Origin of the sequence: Achromobacter xylosoxidans (genome assembly GCF_001457475.1) — a bacterium.
Taxonomy (GTDB): Bacteria; Pseudomonadota; Gammaproteobacteria; order Burkholderiales; family Burkholderiaceae_B; genus Achromobacter; species Achromobacter xylosoxidans.
In genome coordinates, this window is sequence record NZ_LN831029.1 from 5,947,667 (window position 1) to 5,962,263 (window position 14,597).

The window sequence follows — 14,597 nt, forward strand, 5'->3', positions numbered from 1 at the left end:
CTATTCCCAACACTTGCCTCGCTCCCGATGCCGTCCTCCGCCCCGCTTGTCCGACGTCTCACCCCTTCCGACGCCCCGGCGCTGCGCCAATTGCGCCTGGACGCCCTGCGCGAAACCCCGGAAGCATTCGGATCGAGTTACGAAGAGGAACATACGCTGACACTGGATGACTTCCAGGCCTGGATCGCGCCCGCGGACGACAGCGCCATGTTCGGCGTTTTCGCCGAAGGCGCGCTGGCCGGCATCATCGGCGTGGCCAGGCAGCGCCGCCTGAAGGTGCGTCACAAGGCGCATATCTGGAGCGTCTACGTGACGCCGGCCTGGCGCGGCCAGGGGCTGGCGCGGCAGCTGATGCAGGCCGCCCTCGGACATGCCGGCATCATGCGCGGCGTGCGCACGGTGCAGCTGAGCGTCACCGCCAACAACGCCGCGGCCTGCCGGTTGTACGCCAGCCTCGGCTTCGAGACCTACGGCCACGAGCGCGAGGCCCTGTGCGTGAACGGCGTGCTGTACGACGAAGTGCTGATGGCGCTGCCGCTGGACCGCGCGCAGGCCGGCCCCAGCCGGCCTTACCCGCCCGCCCGGCGCCGCGACCCGTAGGCGCACACCTGGTTGCGGCCGCCATCCTTGGCCTTGTAGAGCGCCTGGTCGGCCGCCTTGATGACCGCGTCCGGCGCGCGCAAGGTCTCGCCGCGCTCGGCCACGCCAATGCTCACCGTCACCCGCAACGGGCGCGCATTGCGGCCGCCACGCGCGCCGCGCCGGCGCAAGCCGATCTGGTCGGCCTTGGGACGCGCCGGCTTGTCGCGCAAGCGCATCTGGTAGGCCTCGATGGCGCGCCGCACGGTCTCCAGGTGCGGCATGGCCTCGACCGCGGTCTTGCCCGGGAACACCAGCGTGAATTCCTCGCCGCCGTAGCGATAGGCGTAGCCGCCGCCCGGCACGCGGCGCAACTGCGCCGCCACCATGCGCAGCACCTGGTCGCCCACGTCATGGCCATGGGTGTCGTTGAAGGCCTTGAAATGATCCACGTCGGCCATCGCCAGCGTGTAGACGCGGCCCATGCGCTGCAGGCGCTCATTGAGCGCGCGGCGCCCGGGCAGGCCCGTCAGCTCGTCGCGGAAGGCCATGTGATAGCCCTCGTGCGCCAGCGAGATCGACAGCGATGTCAAGGCAGCGGCGGCCATCACGGCCAGTTCGATCTCGTGCTGGGCCCCACGCGGCAACGCCCAGGCCATGCAGACGAAACCCAGCCACTGGCCGGCCTGTTGCGGACGGCCATAGCGCAGCAGTAGCAGGGTCAGTGTCAGCCCGGTCAGCAACAGCGCCGCCAGCGCCTCGAACGGCAGGCCCAGCCGCGCCAGCGCGCCCTGTACCGCCAGGGCGCCGAACAGCTGCGCCATGCCCTCCTTGCCGGCCAGCGCGATGGCGGCCGCGCCCAGGGCCATCAGGCCGACGCGCGCCGCCAGGTCGCGCAACATGCCGGCGCGCTCGGGCCACAACGCGTTGATGGTGTAGGCCAGCGACCACCACACCAGCGCCGGCGCCAACGCCCACGGCGCCTGGCTGGCCAGCGTGGGCCAGGCGGCGGCTGGCGCCAGCACCGCCAGCATCAGCGCCAGCGTCTGCGAACGCTGGTACATCAGGCAGATCGCCGCCCCGATAAGCGCCATCACCCAGGGCACGAAAGGCACCACCAGCGTCAAGGCCGGCGGCCAGTCCCGCCAAAGCAGCAAGCCCGCGGCCGCGATCACCGGCAGCGCAGGATAGAACAACAGGGGCAGCCAGGGGATGTGGGGGTAACGCACGGATAGGGCCTTGCTCACGCTTGCTGAAATGACGTCGCCAAATCGGCAAACACATATGTCATTTTACGGTCGCGGGCGCGGGTTCTTTAGCGCGTTAGCGAGGCCGGCGCGGGGTGCGCGCCGTGCTATGTTGAGCGCTCGGATACCCTGGAAAAACCTCATGCGCATCCTGGTCAATATCGACGTGCCCGATCTCGAGGCGGCCATCGATTTCTATAGCCGCGCCTTCGGGCTGGCGCTGCACCGCCGGTTGGGCGCGACCGGCGCCGAGATGCTGGGCGCCCCGGCGCCCATCTACCTGCTGCAAAAGGCCGCCGGCACGCCGGCCGCGGGCGCCGTGCGCCAGCCGCGCGACTACGCCCGCCACTGGACGCCGGTACACCTGGACGTGGTGGTCGACGACGTGGATGACGCGGTGGCGCGGGCGGTGGCCGCGGGTGCGCGGCTCGAAGATCCGGCGGTTTCGCATGACTGGGGCCGGATCGCCCACCTGAGCGATCCATTCGGCCATGGCATCTGCATCATGCAGTTCCTGGGGCGGGGCTACGATGCCCTGGCGGCGGGCGCGCTACGCGACGCGCCCGTGGGCGAAGCCGATTTCGACGCCCTGCTGGCGATCCGCATCGAGGCCATGCGCGACAGCCTGGAACGCCTGGGCCGGTTCGACCCCGAGCGGGCCCGGGCACGATTGCGCGCAACGTTCCGTCCCGACCATACCTGGTTCATCGAACGCGACGGCGCGCGCATCGGCTTCTATGCCCTGCGCCCCGACGGCGACGGCCTGCGGCTGGATCATCTGTATGTGGTGCCCGCGGCGCAAGGGCTGGGGGTGGGCGGCCAGGTGCTGGGCCGCCTGTTGCGCGACGCCGACCTTCGGGGCCTGCCTGTGCGCGTGGGCGCGCTGCGCGGCAGCGGCTCGAACCGCTTCTACCGCCGCCACGGCTTCGAGCCGGTGGCGGAAAGCGAGTGGGACATCGACTACCTGCGCCCGGCGCCGGGGCGCCAGGCCTAGGGCCTGTTCAGGCTAAAAGGAGCCTCGCACAGGCCCTGGCGCATCAGGTGCGCGGCAGCGTCACGCCGCGCTGACCCTGGTACTTGCCGCCGCGGTCGGCGTACGAAGTCTCGCAGATCTCGTCGCTTTCCAGGAACAGCATCTGGGCGCAGCCTTCGCCGGCGTAGATCTTGGCCGGCAACGGCGTGGTGTTCGAGAATTCCAGCGTGACGTGGCCTTCCCATTCGGGCTCGAGCGGCGTCACGTTGACGATGATGCCGCAGCGCGCGTAGGTGCTCTTGCCCAGGCAGATGGTCAGGACGCTGCGCGGGATGCGGAAGTACTCGACCGTGCGGGCCAGCGCGAACGAGTTGGGCGGGATGATGCAGACGTCGCCCTTGAAATCCACGAACGAGCCTTCGTCGAAGTTCTTGGGATCGACGATGGTGGAATTGATGTTGGTGAAGATCTTGAATTCGTCGGCGCAGCGCACGTCGTAGCCGTAGCTGCTGGTGCCGTAGCTGACGATGCGCCCGCCATTGGCCGTGCGGACCTGACCCGCTTCGAAGGGTTCGATCATGCCGGCTTCGGCCTGGCGGCGGATCCAGCGGTCGCTTTTGATGCTCATGATGGCAAGGTGCTTGGGGGAATGGAATGGGCGTCATTTTATCCCGAGCGCGCCGTTCCGTCCCCGAACGGGGACGGAACGGTCACGGGCCTCAATCGCCGAAGAAGGTCCGGTACACCAGCGCAATGCCGTTGACCGAGCCGCCCTTCAGATCCAGCGAGAGGCCGCGCGCCAGCCGGTAGCTGGCCCGGCCGACGGTGTCGCTGCCGGCCAGCGCCTGCTCGACGCTGAGCGTGATGCCGTTGGCGAACGACTTGCTGGCCACCAGGAATTGCGTCGCCAGCTGGCTGTCGCTGTCGCGGTTGACGTCGCCGGCCACGGTGCGGTCCGGCAGGATGCTGCCCGAACTGCCCAGGTTGCCGGTGCGCACGCTGACGTCGTCCAGCCCGAACTGCTTGTAGAACGGCTCGCCGCCCCCCAGCAGGGCCGTGCCCACCGACAGCAGCAGCGCGGCGTCGCTGCCGCTTTCGTCGGGGCCGCGCCCCAGCAGCAGCCACGACAGCTTCTCGACGTCGCTGACGTCCGGGTACGACACCAGGTCGATGCGCGGGCGCTGCGCGGTCCCCACCACCTTGACGCCGGCCTCGACCTGCTCGCCGGTGCGCAGGGCCTCGATGTCCAGCAACGGATTGTCCAGGCGCCCCTGGAAAGTCAGCGTGCCGCGCCGCAGGCGCAGCTTCTGGCCATAGGCCTCGATGCCACCGCCGCGCGTGCGCAGCGCGCCGACGCCAGTCAGGCGGCCGTCGTTCAGCAGGATCTGGATCGACCCCAGCAGGCCGGCATCCAGCCCCATGCCCGTGATGTAGAAGCGCGGCCCCATGTCGAACTTCAGGTTCATGCTGGTCTGCAGCGGCGTCGACACGGCGCCGGGGTCGTCGCCCGCGCGCCGCACCTTGACGTCGTCGTCCAGCGACGGCACGCCCTGCAGGATCTCCAGGCTGAACCAGCCGGCGTCCGCCTTCAGGTCGCCGACGATGTCGATGCGCGGCATCGCCGCGTTCAGGTCGATGGTGCCGGAGACCATGGCGTAGCGGTCCGAGCGCTGCAGCGCCGGAAAGCGGTACAGCGTCAGGCGCACGTTGCCGCCGCCGTCGATCAGGTTCCATTGCCCCTTGGCCTCGGCATAGCCGCCCTTGGCCTCGGGGTTGGTGGTGATCCATTCCTTGGTGCGCCATTCGGCCGGCATCACGCGCAGCGAGGCCGGGAAACGCAGGCTGTCGAGCACCAGCTTGTCGCCGTCCAGCCGCGCCGCCAGCGTGCCGTCGATCAGCCGCACGCCGTCGTCGATGCGCACCACGCGCAGCTTGTCGCCACGGATCGCGCCGCTGGCGCTCCACTTGCCGGCAAGCGTGCCCTGGGCCTCGAGATTGGCCTTGACCTGGCCGCCGATTTCCATGGAGTCGCCGACGAACAGGCCGACCCACGCCAGGTCGGCGATATCGGCGTCCAGCCTGGCCCGGATCGGCTGGCGCGGATCCAGCGCCATGCCGCCCTTGGCGTCGACCGCCAGCACCGCCGTGCCGTTGCCGGCGATCTTGCCCATCTTGTCCGTGGCCAGGTCCAGCCTGGCGTCCAGGCGGCTGGCGTTAGGGCCGGTGGGCGTGGCGGTCAGGTCCAGCACCAGCGCCTTCACGCCCAGCGGCACCGGCGGGTCGCCCGGGATCAGCAGATCGCCGTCGCGGCGCGCGATGCGGGCGCGCCCGGCCAGGCGGCCGTCGAATTTCAGGTCCCAGGAGGCGTCCAGCGCAATGCGGCGCTGGCTTTCGGCCACGGTGGCATTGACGCGCTTGGGGCCCTGTTTCATCTTCGCCGCGGCCTCGGGATCGACGGCGGCGATGACCTGGCGCGCCATGGCGGCGGTGATGACCAGGTTGTCGGCCTGGCCGGCGGTTTCCCAGCGCTTGGCGTCGCCGCGCGAGCCCTTGTGCGCGATCGCCAGTTTTTCCTTGCCCGGCAGGGCCACGCCCAGCACCGTCGGGCCTACCTGCCACTGCCATTGCGGCGCCACCGCCGCCGGCAGGTACGACAGCGTCACCGGCCGGTCGGCCGAGACGGTAAAGCCCGCGCTACCGGCCGTCAGGCGCGAGAGCGTGCCGCGCCAGCCGGTCAGGGCCGCATCGGCCTCGCCAGCCGGGCCTTTGCCCCAGCCTCCGGCAAACGTGATGGCGGCCTCGGCGCGCGACTGCCCCAATACGCCGGGACGCGGCTTGGGCGGGTTGTAGCCGGCGCTGATCTCGCCGCGATGCGACGCCACGGTGCCGCCGAGCTTGCCCTTCACGTCCGCGCCGCCCGGCACGCCGGGCCAGAACGCGTCCAGTTGCGGCGCCTGCGCGTCCAGCGTCAAGGCGCCGTCGGCGCCGCCGATTTCACCCTGCGCCCGCACCCGGTTGGGTCCGAGCTTCAGGTCCACGTCCAGGCCATGGATACGCAGGCCGGCCAGCAGCTCGGCGGTCGCGGCGTTGGCCGCGGCGGCGGCATCGGCGCTGGCCGGCGGATTGGCGGCGGGCGCGGCGACCTCGACCTGGGCCTTGACCATGCCGGCGAGCGCTTGCTTGTTCCAGCGCGTGCCGTCCTCGAAACGCAGGTCGATGGCGGCCTGGCGCAACCGGCTCAGATTCTCGAATTCGGCGCTCAGCTGTGCATTGGCGCTGAGCACCGCCGGCGGAACCGCGTCGCCCAGCCACGGCGACAGGTTCAGGCGCTGCGCCCCCAGGCTGCCGACAATGCGATCGCGGCCCGGTTGCCCATCCACCGCCTGCAGGTCCAGGCGGGCCGACAGCGTCGACTTGTCCGGCAGGCGCGCATCGGCCCGCGCGCTGCGCAGCACCAGCGGCGTGCGTGGCGCCAGGTCGGCCATCACGTCCAGCGCCAGGCCGGCGCCGCTGCCGTCCAGCTTGGCCTGGATGCCCTCCAGCGAGCCGGCCGCGTCCGCGCGCAGCACCACCTGGCAGGCGGGCGCAGGCGGGCCGACGAACGCGCCGGCGTCCTTGGACTGGACAGGCTCCGCCGACGCCTTGGCGGCAGCGGCCTTGGGCTTGCCCGCGCCCGCCCGGGATTTGGCCGTCTCCGGCGCCTTGGATGCCTCCGTCTGCGCCTGCGCCTGCGCGAGCGGCGCGAACTTGCCGCTCAACTGGTCGGCCTGGCACAGCGGCGAATCCGGCCCCGAGCCGCGCGCGATCACATCCAGGCGCGCGGTGAACGGCCAGGGGTCCGCCAAGGCCTGCAGCTCAGCCTGCCCGCTCACCTGCGCCTGTCCGACTTCGTGGCCTACGCGCAGATTGGCGATGCGCAGCTGCGCGCCTTGCCTGCCGGCGGCAAAGGTGGCGCTCAGGTCGCCGAGTTCGACCGGCAGCGGCTCGCCATCCTGCAACAGGTGGAATTCGCCCAGCGCCAGCCGGTCTACGGCGATCGCCACCGGCAGGGAGGGCAATGCGAAAGGTTCGTCGCTGCCGGCGTCGGCGGGCGTTTCCTCGCCCGTGGCCAGCGCGACCTCGACGCTGCCGGCGGCAAGCTCGCGCACGTGCAACAGGCGGTCACCCAGCGCGCGCCAGCGCACCGTGAGCCGCAGGTCGCTGATGCCGATGCGGGTTCCGCCGACATCGAGATCCAGCCGCCCCACTTCCAGTCCGCGCAGGATCGACCCACGCACGTCCAGCGCCTGGCCGTCCAGTTGCTGGGCAGCGGTGGTCAGCAGCAGCCGCGTGCCGGTCTGCGAGGCCAGCAGCCAGAATACGAAGCTGCACGCCAGCACCGCCAGCATCGCCAGCCCCGGCAGCCACCACACCAGGAGGCGCCGCAGGAATCTGCGCAGCCCGGTCAAAATGCGATCCCCAGCGAGAAGTGCAGGCGCAGGTCGCGCTCGCGTTGACCGTAGGCCACGTCCAGAAACAGCGGGCCGGCCGGCGTGCGCACCCGCGCGCCCACGCCATAGCCCACCGCCATCGACATGTCGCCGAAGGATTGGGCGGCATCGCCGGCATCGACGAACACGCCCATGCCCCAACGTTCATTGAAGTAATGGTCGTATTCGATGCTGCCGACCACCAGCGTGGGCGCCCCCACGGTGGCCTTGTCGCGCTTGAGGCCGATGCTCTGGTACTTGTAGCCGCGGATCGAGCGTGCGCCGCCGGTGCGGAAGCCGAAGTCGTCCGGAACCTGCACATTGCCATTGGCCCAGACGCGCCCGACCTCGCCACGCACCGTCAGCACGTCCAGCTTGCCGATCGGCCACCATTTCTGCGCGCGGAAGCGGGCCCGGGTATAGGGCTCGCCGGTGTCCAGCGTCACGCCCACGCCACCGCCCAGCGCGATCAGGTTGCCTTCGCGCGGGTCGTATTTGTTGTCCACGTCGCGCCGCAGCCATTCGCCGGTGGCGGTCAGCGTGGGCAGCGAATATTCGTCGCCGCCATCGATCTTGACATCGTCGTGCGCCAGCAGCAGGCCCCAGCGGGTCTCGTAGGTCACTCGGCTGTCGCCGGCGCCCTTGCGCTCCTGGCTGCGGGTGGCGCCCAGGGCATAGCGGGTCACGTCCAGGCCCTGGATATCGGAATGCTGGGCCAACACGCCAATGGAGTCCTTGTAGCCGCGCTCGGTCGGCGGCAACAGGAAATCGGTGTAGACGCGCTGCTGCAGCCGGTCGACGCTGAACCCCGATTCCATGGTCACGGGCTGGCCGAACACCACGTTCTGGCGGTAGAGCGACTCCAGCCGCACGCCGGCTTCGTCGTCGACGCCGATCGAGGCCGAAAAACGCTTGGGTGGCGCCTCCACCACCCGCACCTGCACCGGCAGCGTCACTTCGCCATCGGAATCGTATTTGGGTGGCGGCGGCGCGACGGCGCCGGATACCACCGGATCGCCGGCCGGCGCGGATTCGGCGGCCTTGGCCGCGCCCGGCGCGCGGGCCCGGTCCGAAACCGGCTCCGCAGGCTGCTGCGCGCTGCCAGGCTGGCGCAGCGCCACGAAGGCGCCGCGGAAAAACGCCGTGGACTGCAGATCCTGCTGCCATTCGTCCAGGCGGTTCTGGTCGTAGGCCGCTCCCGGCGAATAGCGCACATAACGGGTGATGAGCTTGGGCGGCACGCGCTCCAGGCCCTCGGTGCTGAGTTCGCCCATGCGCACCTGCGGCCCGCTGTCGATGGTGACGCGCAGCGCCGCCGCGGCGCTGTCGGCCTGCACCTCGGCTTCGGACGCCGTCATGCGCGCCAGCATGAAATCGCGCTCCGACACCTGGTCCAGCAGCGAGGACTTGGCCTTGTTCCAGTCGGCGTTGATGAAAGGCTGGCCCGGCTTGAGCAGCCAGTCCTCGCGCAGCTTCTGCACGCGCTGCGCGTATTCCGGCCGCGTGATGCGGCCGGTGAAGGTCAGGTCGACCGAAGACACCGTGGTGCGCTTGCCCGGCACGATGCCGATATCCCAGGTTTCGCCGCCGATATCGGTGCCGGCTTCGAGCGTGACGGTGGGCGAGAAGTAGCCCTGGGTGGCCAGCGCCGCCAGCGTGGCGTCGCGGGCGCGCCGCCGCAGGCGGTTGATTTCGCCGCCGTCCTGGTCTTCAGCCAGGCGCGCGATGGCGCCCACCGCCTCGGTGATCGCCTGCAGCGCGGCCGGCGGCACGCCGCCCGGGTCCACGATGATTTCCGGGCGCTTGGCCGCAGCCTCGCCCGCCACTACGCAAAGTCCAGCCAGAAAGGCCCGGGCCGCCCACCGCATGCGTCAGGTCGGCTGCTGCACGACGATGGACGGGAATTTCCCGGCCATGTCTCGGGGAAGCGCGGCAACGCCGGCCGCCAGCTTCCTGGCGATGCCGCGATACAGTCCGGCCGCCTCGCTGCCGGGGTCAGCCACCACGGTCGGCGTGCCGGCGTCGGTCTGTTCGCGGATCGCCAGCGTCAGCGGCAGGCTGCCCAGCCAGGGCGTGCCGTACTGCGCGGCCATGCGCTGGCCGCCGCCTTCGCCGAAGATGTGCTCGGCGTGGCCGCACTGCGAGCAGATGTGGATGGCCATGTTCTCGACCACGCCCAGGATCGGCACCTCGACCTTCTGGAACATGCGCAGGCCCTTGCGCGCGTCGAGCAGCGCCACGTCCTGTGGCGTGGTGACGATGACGGCGCCCACCACCGGCACTTTCTGGGCCAGCGTCAGCGCCACGTCGCCGGTGCCCGGCGGCATGTCGACGATCAGGTAGTCCAGGTCGCGCCAGTTGGTCTGGCGCAGCAGTTGTTCGAGCGCCTGCGTGACCATCGGGCCGCGCCAGATCGCGGGCGAATCGGCGTCGATCAGGAAGCCGATGGAGTTGGCCTGCAGGCCATGGCCGGTCAGGGGCTCCATGCTCTTGTTGTCCAGGCTCTCGGGACGGCCCGAGACGCCCAGCATGGTCGGCACGCTGGGACCGTAGATGTCGGCGTCCAGCAGGCCGACCTTGGCGCCCTCGGCGGCCAGCGCCAGCGCCAGGTTCACGGCCGTGGTGCTCTTGCCCACGCCGCCCTTGCCGGAGGCGACTGCAATAATGTTGCGTACATTGGGCAGCGGCTTGAGCCCCTTCTGCACCGCGTGCGCGGCCACTTTCCAGGAAACGTTCACCTGCGCGCCAGGCGCGCCGGCGCCGGCCAGCGCGGCCACGGCGATCTCGCGCACCTGGTCGCGCACGGCGTCGGCGGGATAGCCGAGTTCCAGCGCCACGGTGACGCGGCCGCCGTCGATTTGAATGTCACGATCTTTTACAGAAACGCCCAGGTCCAGGCCGGTGTTGGGGTCTTGCGCGCCGCGCAGCGCGGCGCGGATGTGTTCTATCGTTATACTCATGTCACTATGGTTCCGTAGGCAGCGCGGCGTCTGCGGGCCGCCATCCCCTAAAGGATAGCGGATACACGGGAACCTTTCGCTGCGTTTTGCATCCGACCTACATGACCAATACTCTTATCCGCTTCTTTCGTGCCGTGTTGTTCGCCGCCCTGGCCTTGATCGGCATGGCGATGGCGCTGGTCTTCATGCTGTCCACGGCGATCGCCGTGGCGATCCTGTACGTGGTCGCCAAGGTGCGCGGCAAGCCTTTCGGCGTGCGCGCCTACTGGAGCCAGCGCCAGGGCGCCCGTCCCAGCCCCTTCCAGTCCGCCAACGCCCCGTTCGCCACGCAGCCGCGCGGCGACGTGATCGACGTCGAGGCCCGCGAGGTCCGCTGAACACGGCAACACCGACGCCCGCCGCGCCCTGCGGCGGCCGTGCTGCGGCCGGCCCGCCGGCCTAGCGCTATCCAACCCGCCAGACGCGCCCCGCGCGACCGGCGGGTTGCGTCGTTTCAGGGGGCCGTCCCCGACCACGCCGGGCGCATGCCCGCCATTGCCCTAAAATGGCCGGCCAACCCATTTTTCCCTTCAACCTCGACCGACAACCATGTCTCGCACTCTCTTTGTCACCACTGCGCTGCCCTACGCCAACGGATCCTTCCACATCGGCCACATCATGGAGTACATCCAGGCCGACATCTGGGTTCGTTCGATGCGAATGGCGGGCCACACGGTGCACTTCGTGGGTGCCGACGACGCGCACGGCGCGCCGATCATGCTCAAGGCCGAGAAAGAAGGCATCACGCCGCAGGCGCTGGTGGCCCGCTACGCCGCCGAGCGTCCGCAGTACCTGAACGGCTTCCACATCCGTTTCGACCACTGGCACACCACCGACTCGCCCGAGAACGTGGCGCTGTCGCAGGACATCTATCGCGCGCTCAAGGCGCAGGACCTGATCGAGACCCGCTCCATCGAGCAGTTCTACGACCCGGTCAAGGGCATGTTCCTGGCCGACCGCTACATCAAGGGCGAATGCCCCAAGTGCCACGCCAAGGACCAGTACGGCGATTCCTGCGAAGTCTGCGGCGCGGTCTACGCCCCGACCGACCTGATCAACCCGTATTCGGCCCTGACCGGCGCCACGCCGGTGCTGAAATCGTCGGATCACTTCTTCTTCAAGCTGTCGGATCCGCGCTGCGTCGAATTCCTGCAGCAATGGACCACCGGCAGCAACGCCAATGGCGGCAAGCACCTGCAGCCTGAAATGCTGGCCAAGACCCGCGAGTGGCTGGGCGCCGAGGACGGCGAGGCCAAGCTCGGCGACTGGGACATCTCGCGCGACGCGCCCTACTTCGGCATCGAGATCCCGGACGCGCCGGGCAAGTACTTCTACGTCTGGCTGGACGCGCCGGTGGGCTACCTGGCCTCGCTGAAGTCGTACTGCGCGGTCAAGGGCCTGGACTTCGACGCCCTGCTCGACCCGGCCGGCAGCACCGAGCAGGTCCACTTCATCGGCAAGGACATCGTCTACTTCCACGCGCTGTTCTGGCCCGCGATGCTGAAATTCGCCGGCCGCAAGACGCCGGACGCGGTCAACGTGCACGGCTTCATCACCGTCAGCGGCGAAAAGATGTCCAAGAGCCGCGGCACCGGCATCTCGCCGCTGCGCTACCTGGAACTCGGCATGAACGCCGAATGGATGCGCTACTACATCGCCGCCAAGCTGAACGCCCGGGTCGAGGACATGGACTTCAACCCCGAGGACTTCATCGCCCGCGTCAACAGCGACCTGGTCGGCAAGTACGTCAACATCGCCAGCCGCGCCGCCAGCTTCATCACCAAGCACTTCGACGGCGCCCTGGCCTATTCGGGCGACACCGCCGCGCTGGCGGCCGAATACGCCGCGCAGGCCGAATCGATCCGCGCCGCCTTCGAGGCGCGCGAGTACAACCGCGCCATCCGCGAGATCATGGCCTACGCCGACCGCATCAACCAGGCGTTCGACACGGCCCAGCCGTGGGTGCTGGCCAAGGGCATCGCCACCGCCGACGAGGCGCAAAAGGCCGCGCTGCAGGACATCTGCTCGCGTTCGCTGGCCGGCTTCAAGGCCCTGTCGGTGATGCTGGCGCCGGTGCTGCCGGCCCTGGCCGAACGCGTCGCCCGCGAGCTGTTCGCCGCCGACGCCGACTTCACCTGGGCCGACGCCGCGGTGCTGCCGCAGCGCGTGGCTCCGTTCAAGCACCTGATGCAGCGCGTCGAGCCGCAGATGCTGGAAGACCTGTTCGAGCCGCCCGCCGCCCCCGCCGTGATCCCCGGCGGCGAGCCGCTGGCCGAGACCATCTCGATCGACGACTTCGCCCGCGTCGACCTGCGCATCGCGCAGATCGTCAACTGCGAGCACGTCGAAGGCTCGACCAAGCTGCTGCGCCTGACGCTGGACGTGGGCGAAGGCCGCCACCGCAACGTCTTCTCCGGCATCAAGTCGGCCTACCAGCCCGAAGACCTGATCGGCAAGCTGACCGTCATGGTCGCCAACCTGGCGCCGCGCAAGATGAAGTTCGGCGTCTCCGAAGGCATGGTGCTGGCCGCCAGCCACGCCGACGAGACGGTGGACGCCGGCATCTACGTACTGGAGCCGTTCCCCGGCGCCAAGCCCGGCATGCGCGTGCGCTGATCCGCACTCCCGAGCCATGAAAAAAAGCCCGCAATCTGCGGGCTTTTTTTCAGGCGGCGGCGCGCCGGTCCTCGCGGGACGGGATCAATCCTTGCTCGGCGCCAGCGCCGGGTCGAGCGAGATGCGCTCGTCGAACACGAAGCACTTGCCGTCGAACCCCGGACCGCCGGTTTCCTCGAAGTATTTGAGGATGCCGCCGTCGAGCTGGTAGACGTTGTCGATGCCGGCCTCGTTCATGTAGATCGCGGCCTTCTCGCAACGGATGCCGCCGGTGCAGAAGCTGACCACGGTCTTGCCTTGCAGTTCGTCGCGGTGCGCCTGCACCGCCGCGGGGAATTGCGTGAAGCGGTCGATGCGCCAGTCGATGGCGTCGCGGAAGGTGCCTTCGTCCACTTCAAAGGCGTTGCGCGTGTCCAGCATGACCACGGGGCGGCCGCTGTCGTCGGCGCCCTGTTCCAGCCAACGCGCCAGCGTCTTGGCGTCCACGCCCGGCGCGCGGCCGGCCTCGGGCCGGATCGTCGGGTGATTCATGCGGATGATTTCGCGCTTGATCTTCACCAGCAGCTTGCGGAACGGCACCTGCGCACTGTGGCTGAACTTCACCTCCAGGTCGGCGAACCGGGCATCGCCGCGCAGGTCGCGCAGAAAGCCGTCGATAGCGCCGGCCTGGCCCGCCAGGAACAGGTTGATGCCTTCCTCGGCCAGCAGAATGGTGCCCTTCAGGCCGGCCGCGCCAGCCACGGCCAGCAGCCGGGCGCGCAGCTCGGGCAGCGCGTCCAGCGAAACGAATTTGTAGGCGGCGATATTGACGACGGAAGACATGGCAAAGCGGGGCGTTGAGCGGCGAAGGGCGTAATAGTAATCGCTGGACCGCGGCGCCCGCTTGCCACGGATCAAGCGCGGCCCGCCGAACCGCCTCAGCGGCGCACGATTTCCTGTTCCACCACCGTATCCAGCACCCAGCGCAGGCCCGAGGCGTCGGCTGGCCGGTTGGGGTCCCTGACCTCGACCACTCGCAGGCGGTAGCGGATGCCGGGCTGGAAATTGAAGCCGGTGATATCGCCATACCAGAGCTGCCAGGGCTGCGTCGGCGTATCGCGCACCTGATAGCACATGGCGCGCCCGGCGCCGGCGTTGCACGGCACGCGCTCGGCGTTGACGTAGACCAGCTTGGTCGCGCCCACCTGGCCGCCGGCGACGGGATCGAGGCGACGGCCGAAATCCAGCGTGTCGCCGTTGCTCAGCGCCCACGTCATGCGTCGCGGATTGCTGGTGTTGTCGAAGGACGTGGCGGTGATGCGCGTCAGGCCGGCCAGGAATTCCTGTTCGAGCTTCATGTTCACCGGCGCGCAGGCCTTCATCGTCGCCACCGGGTTGGACTGGATGATCAACTGGCCGTTGGCCACCGTATAAGGCGCGCTGTAGGTGTTGCAGCCGGCGAAGCCGGTCGCGCGGGTAGCGCCCTGGTCATGGATGAAGCCGATGGTCACAGGCACCGAATTGGATGACGGATGCGGGATCTCGCGCAACGCGCCGCCGGGGCGGGTCCAACGCGCCAGGTCCCAGTTGGTCTGCGCCAGCACGTCCGAGGCAGCGGCCGGCTGGAAGCGCGGGTCGCGCCCGTCCGCGGTGCGCGGCGGCGCCGCGCAGGCCGCCAGCGTCAAACCAAGCGCGCACGGCGCGATCCAGCGCCAGGCAGAGGACAAGGACATGG

At 69.6% G+C, this 14,597-nt stretch carries 11 protein-coding genes; 4 read left to right on the forward strand and 7 right to left on the reverse strand.

The features are described 5' to 3' along the window. The first annotated feature begins 27 nt into the window (after positions 1 to 27). The gene (locus tag AT699_RS26800; RefSeq protein WP_054499205.1) at positions 28 to 600 is read left to right on the forward strand and encodes a GNAT family N-acetyltransferase; all 573 of its coding nucleotides are present in this window, start codon (positions 28 to 30) and stop codon (positions 598 to 600) included. Here AT699_RS26800 and AT699_RS26805 read toward each other — a convergent pair. Then, positions 570 to 1,808 (reverse strand): GGDEF domain-containing protein, encoded by a 1,239-nt coding sequence (locus tag AT699_RS26805; RefSeq protein WP_045953426.1) that lies wholly within the window; start codon positions 1,806 to 1,808, stop codon positions 570 to 572. The two genes, AT699_RS26800 and AT699_RS26805, sit on opposite strands and share 31 nt — an antisense overlap. 160 nt (positions 1,809 to 1,968) lie before the next feature. Here AT699_RS26805 and AT699_RS26810 point away from each other — a divergent pair, with 160 nt between their 5' ends. Continuing rightward, a complete protein-coding gene (locus AT699_RS26810; protein WP_024070439.1) occupies positions 1,969 to 2,820 on the forward strand; it encodes a VOC family protein in 852 nt (283 codons plus the stop codon). A 43-nt stretch (positions 2,821 to 2,863) separates the two neighbouring features. On the opposite strand, the gene dcd is transcribed toward AT699_RS26810, so the two are convergent. From dcd to apbC, 4 genes are all read right to left on the reverse strand, one after another. Beyond that, the gene (dcd, locus tag AT699_RS26815) at positions 2,864 to 3,427 is read right to left on the reverse strand and encodes a dCTP deaminase (protein WP_006385856.1); all 564 of its coding nucleotides are present in this window, start codon (positions 3,425 to 3,427) and stop codon (positions 2,864 to 2,866) included. Positions 3,428 to 3,518: 91 nt separating this feature from the next. After that, a complete protein-coding gene (locus AT699_RS26820; protein WP_058207492.1) occupies positions 3,519 to 7,247 on the reverse strand; it encodes a translocation/assembly module TamB domain-containing protein in 3,729 nt (1,242 codons plus the stop codon). Then, on the reverse strand, positions 7,244 to 9,136 hold the full coding sequence (locus tag AT699_RS26825; RefSeq protein WP_026384793.1) for an autotransporter assembly complex protein TamA: 1,893 nt from the start codon (positions 9,134 to 9,136) through the stop codon (positions 7,244 to 7,246). The genes AT699_RS26820 and AT699_RS26825 overlap by 4 nt, the downstream gene beginning before the upstream one ends. A gap of 3 nt (positions 9,137 to 9,139) precedes the next feature. Then, entirely contained in the window at positions 9,140 to 10,228 is a 1,089-nt protein-coding gene (apbC, locus tag AT699_RS26830) for an iron-sulfur cluster carrier protein ApbC (protein ID WP_006385851.1), read from the reverse strand. A 101-nt stretch (positions 10,229 to 10,329) separates the two neighbouring features. On the opposite strand from apbC, the gene AT699_RS26835 reads away from it, so the two are divergent. Together AT699_RS26835 and metG are read left to right on the forward strand one after the other, a co-directional pair. After that, entirely contained in the window at positions 10,330 to 10,605 is a 276-nt protein-coding gene (locus AT699_RS26835) for a hypothetical protein (protein ID WP_006385850.1), read from the forward strand. 211 nt (positions 10,606 to 10,816) lie between these two features. Continuing rightward, positions 10,817 to 12,883 (forward strand): methionine--tRNA ligase, encoded by a 2,067-nt coding sequence (gene metG, locus AT699_RS26840; protein ID WP_024070441.1) that lies wholly within the window; start codon positions 10,817 to 10,819, stop codon positions 12,881 to 12,883. Positions 12,884 to 12,967: 84 nt separating this feature from the next. On the opposite strand, the gene AT699_RS26845 is transcribed toward metG, so the two are convergent. Then, the gene (locus AT699_RS26845) at positions 12,968 to 13,705 is read right to left on the reverse strand and encodes a sulfurtransferase (RefSeq protein ID WP_024070442.1); all 738 of its coding nucleotides are present in this window, start codon (positions 13,703 to 13,705) and stop codon (positions 12,968 to 12,970) included. Between the two features lie 95 nt (positions 13,706 to 13,800). Beyond that, the gene (locus AT699_RS26850) at positions 13,801 to 14,595 is read right to left on the reverse strand and encodes an META and DUF4377 domain-containing protein (protein ID WP_058207644.1); all 795 of its coding nucleotides are present in this window, start codon (positions 14,593 to 14,595) and stop codon (positions 13,801 to 13,803) included. Positions 14,596 to 14,597 lie beyond the last annotated feature (2 nt).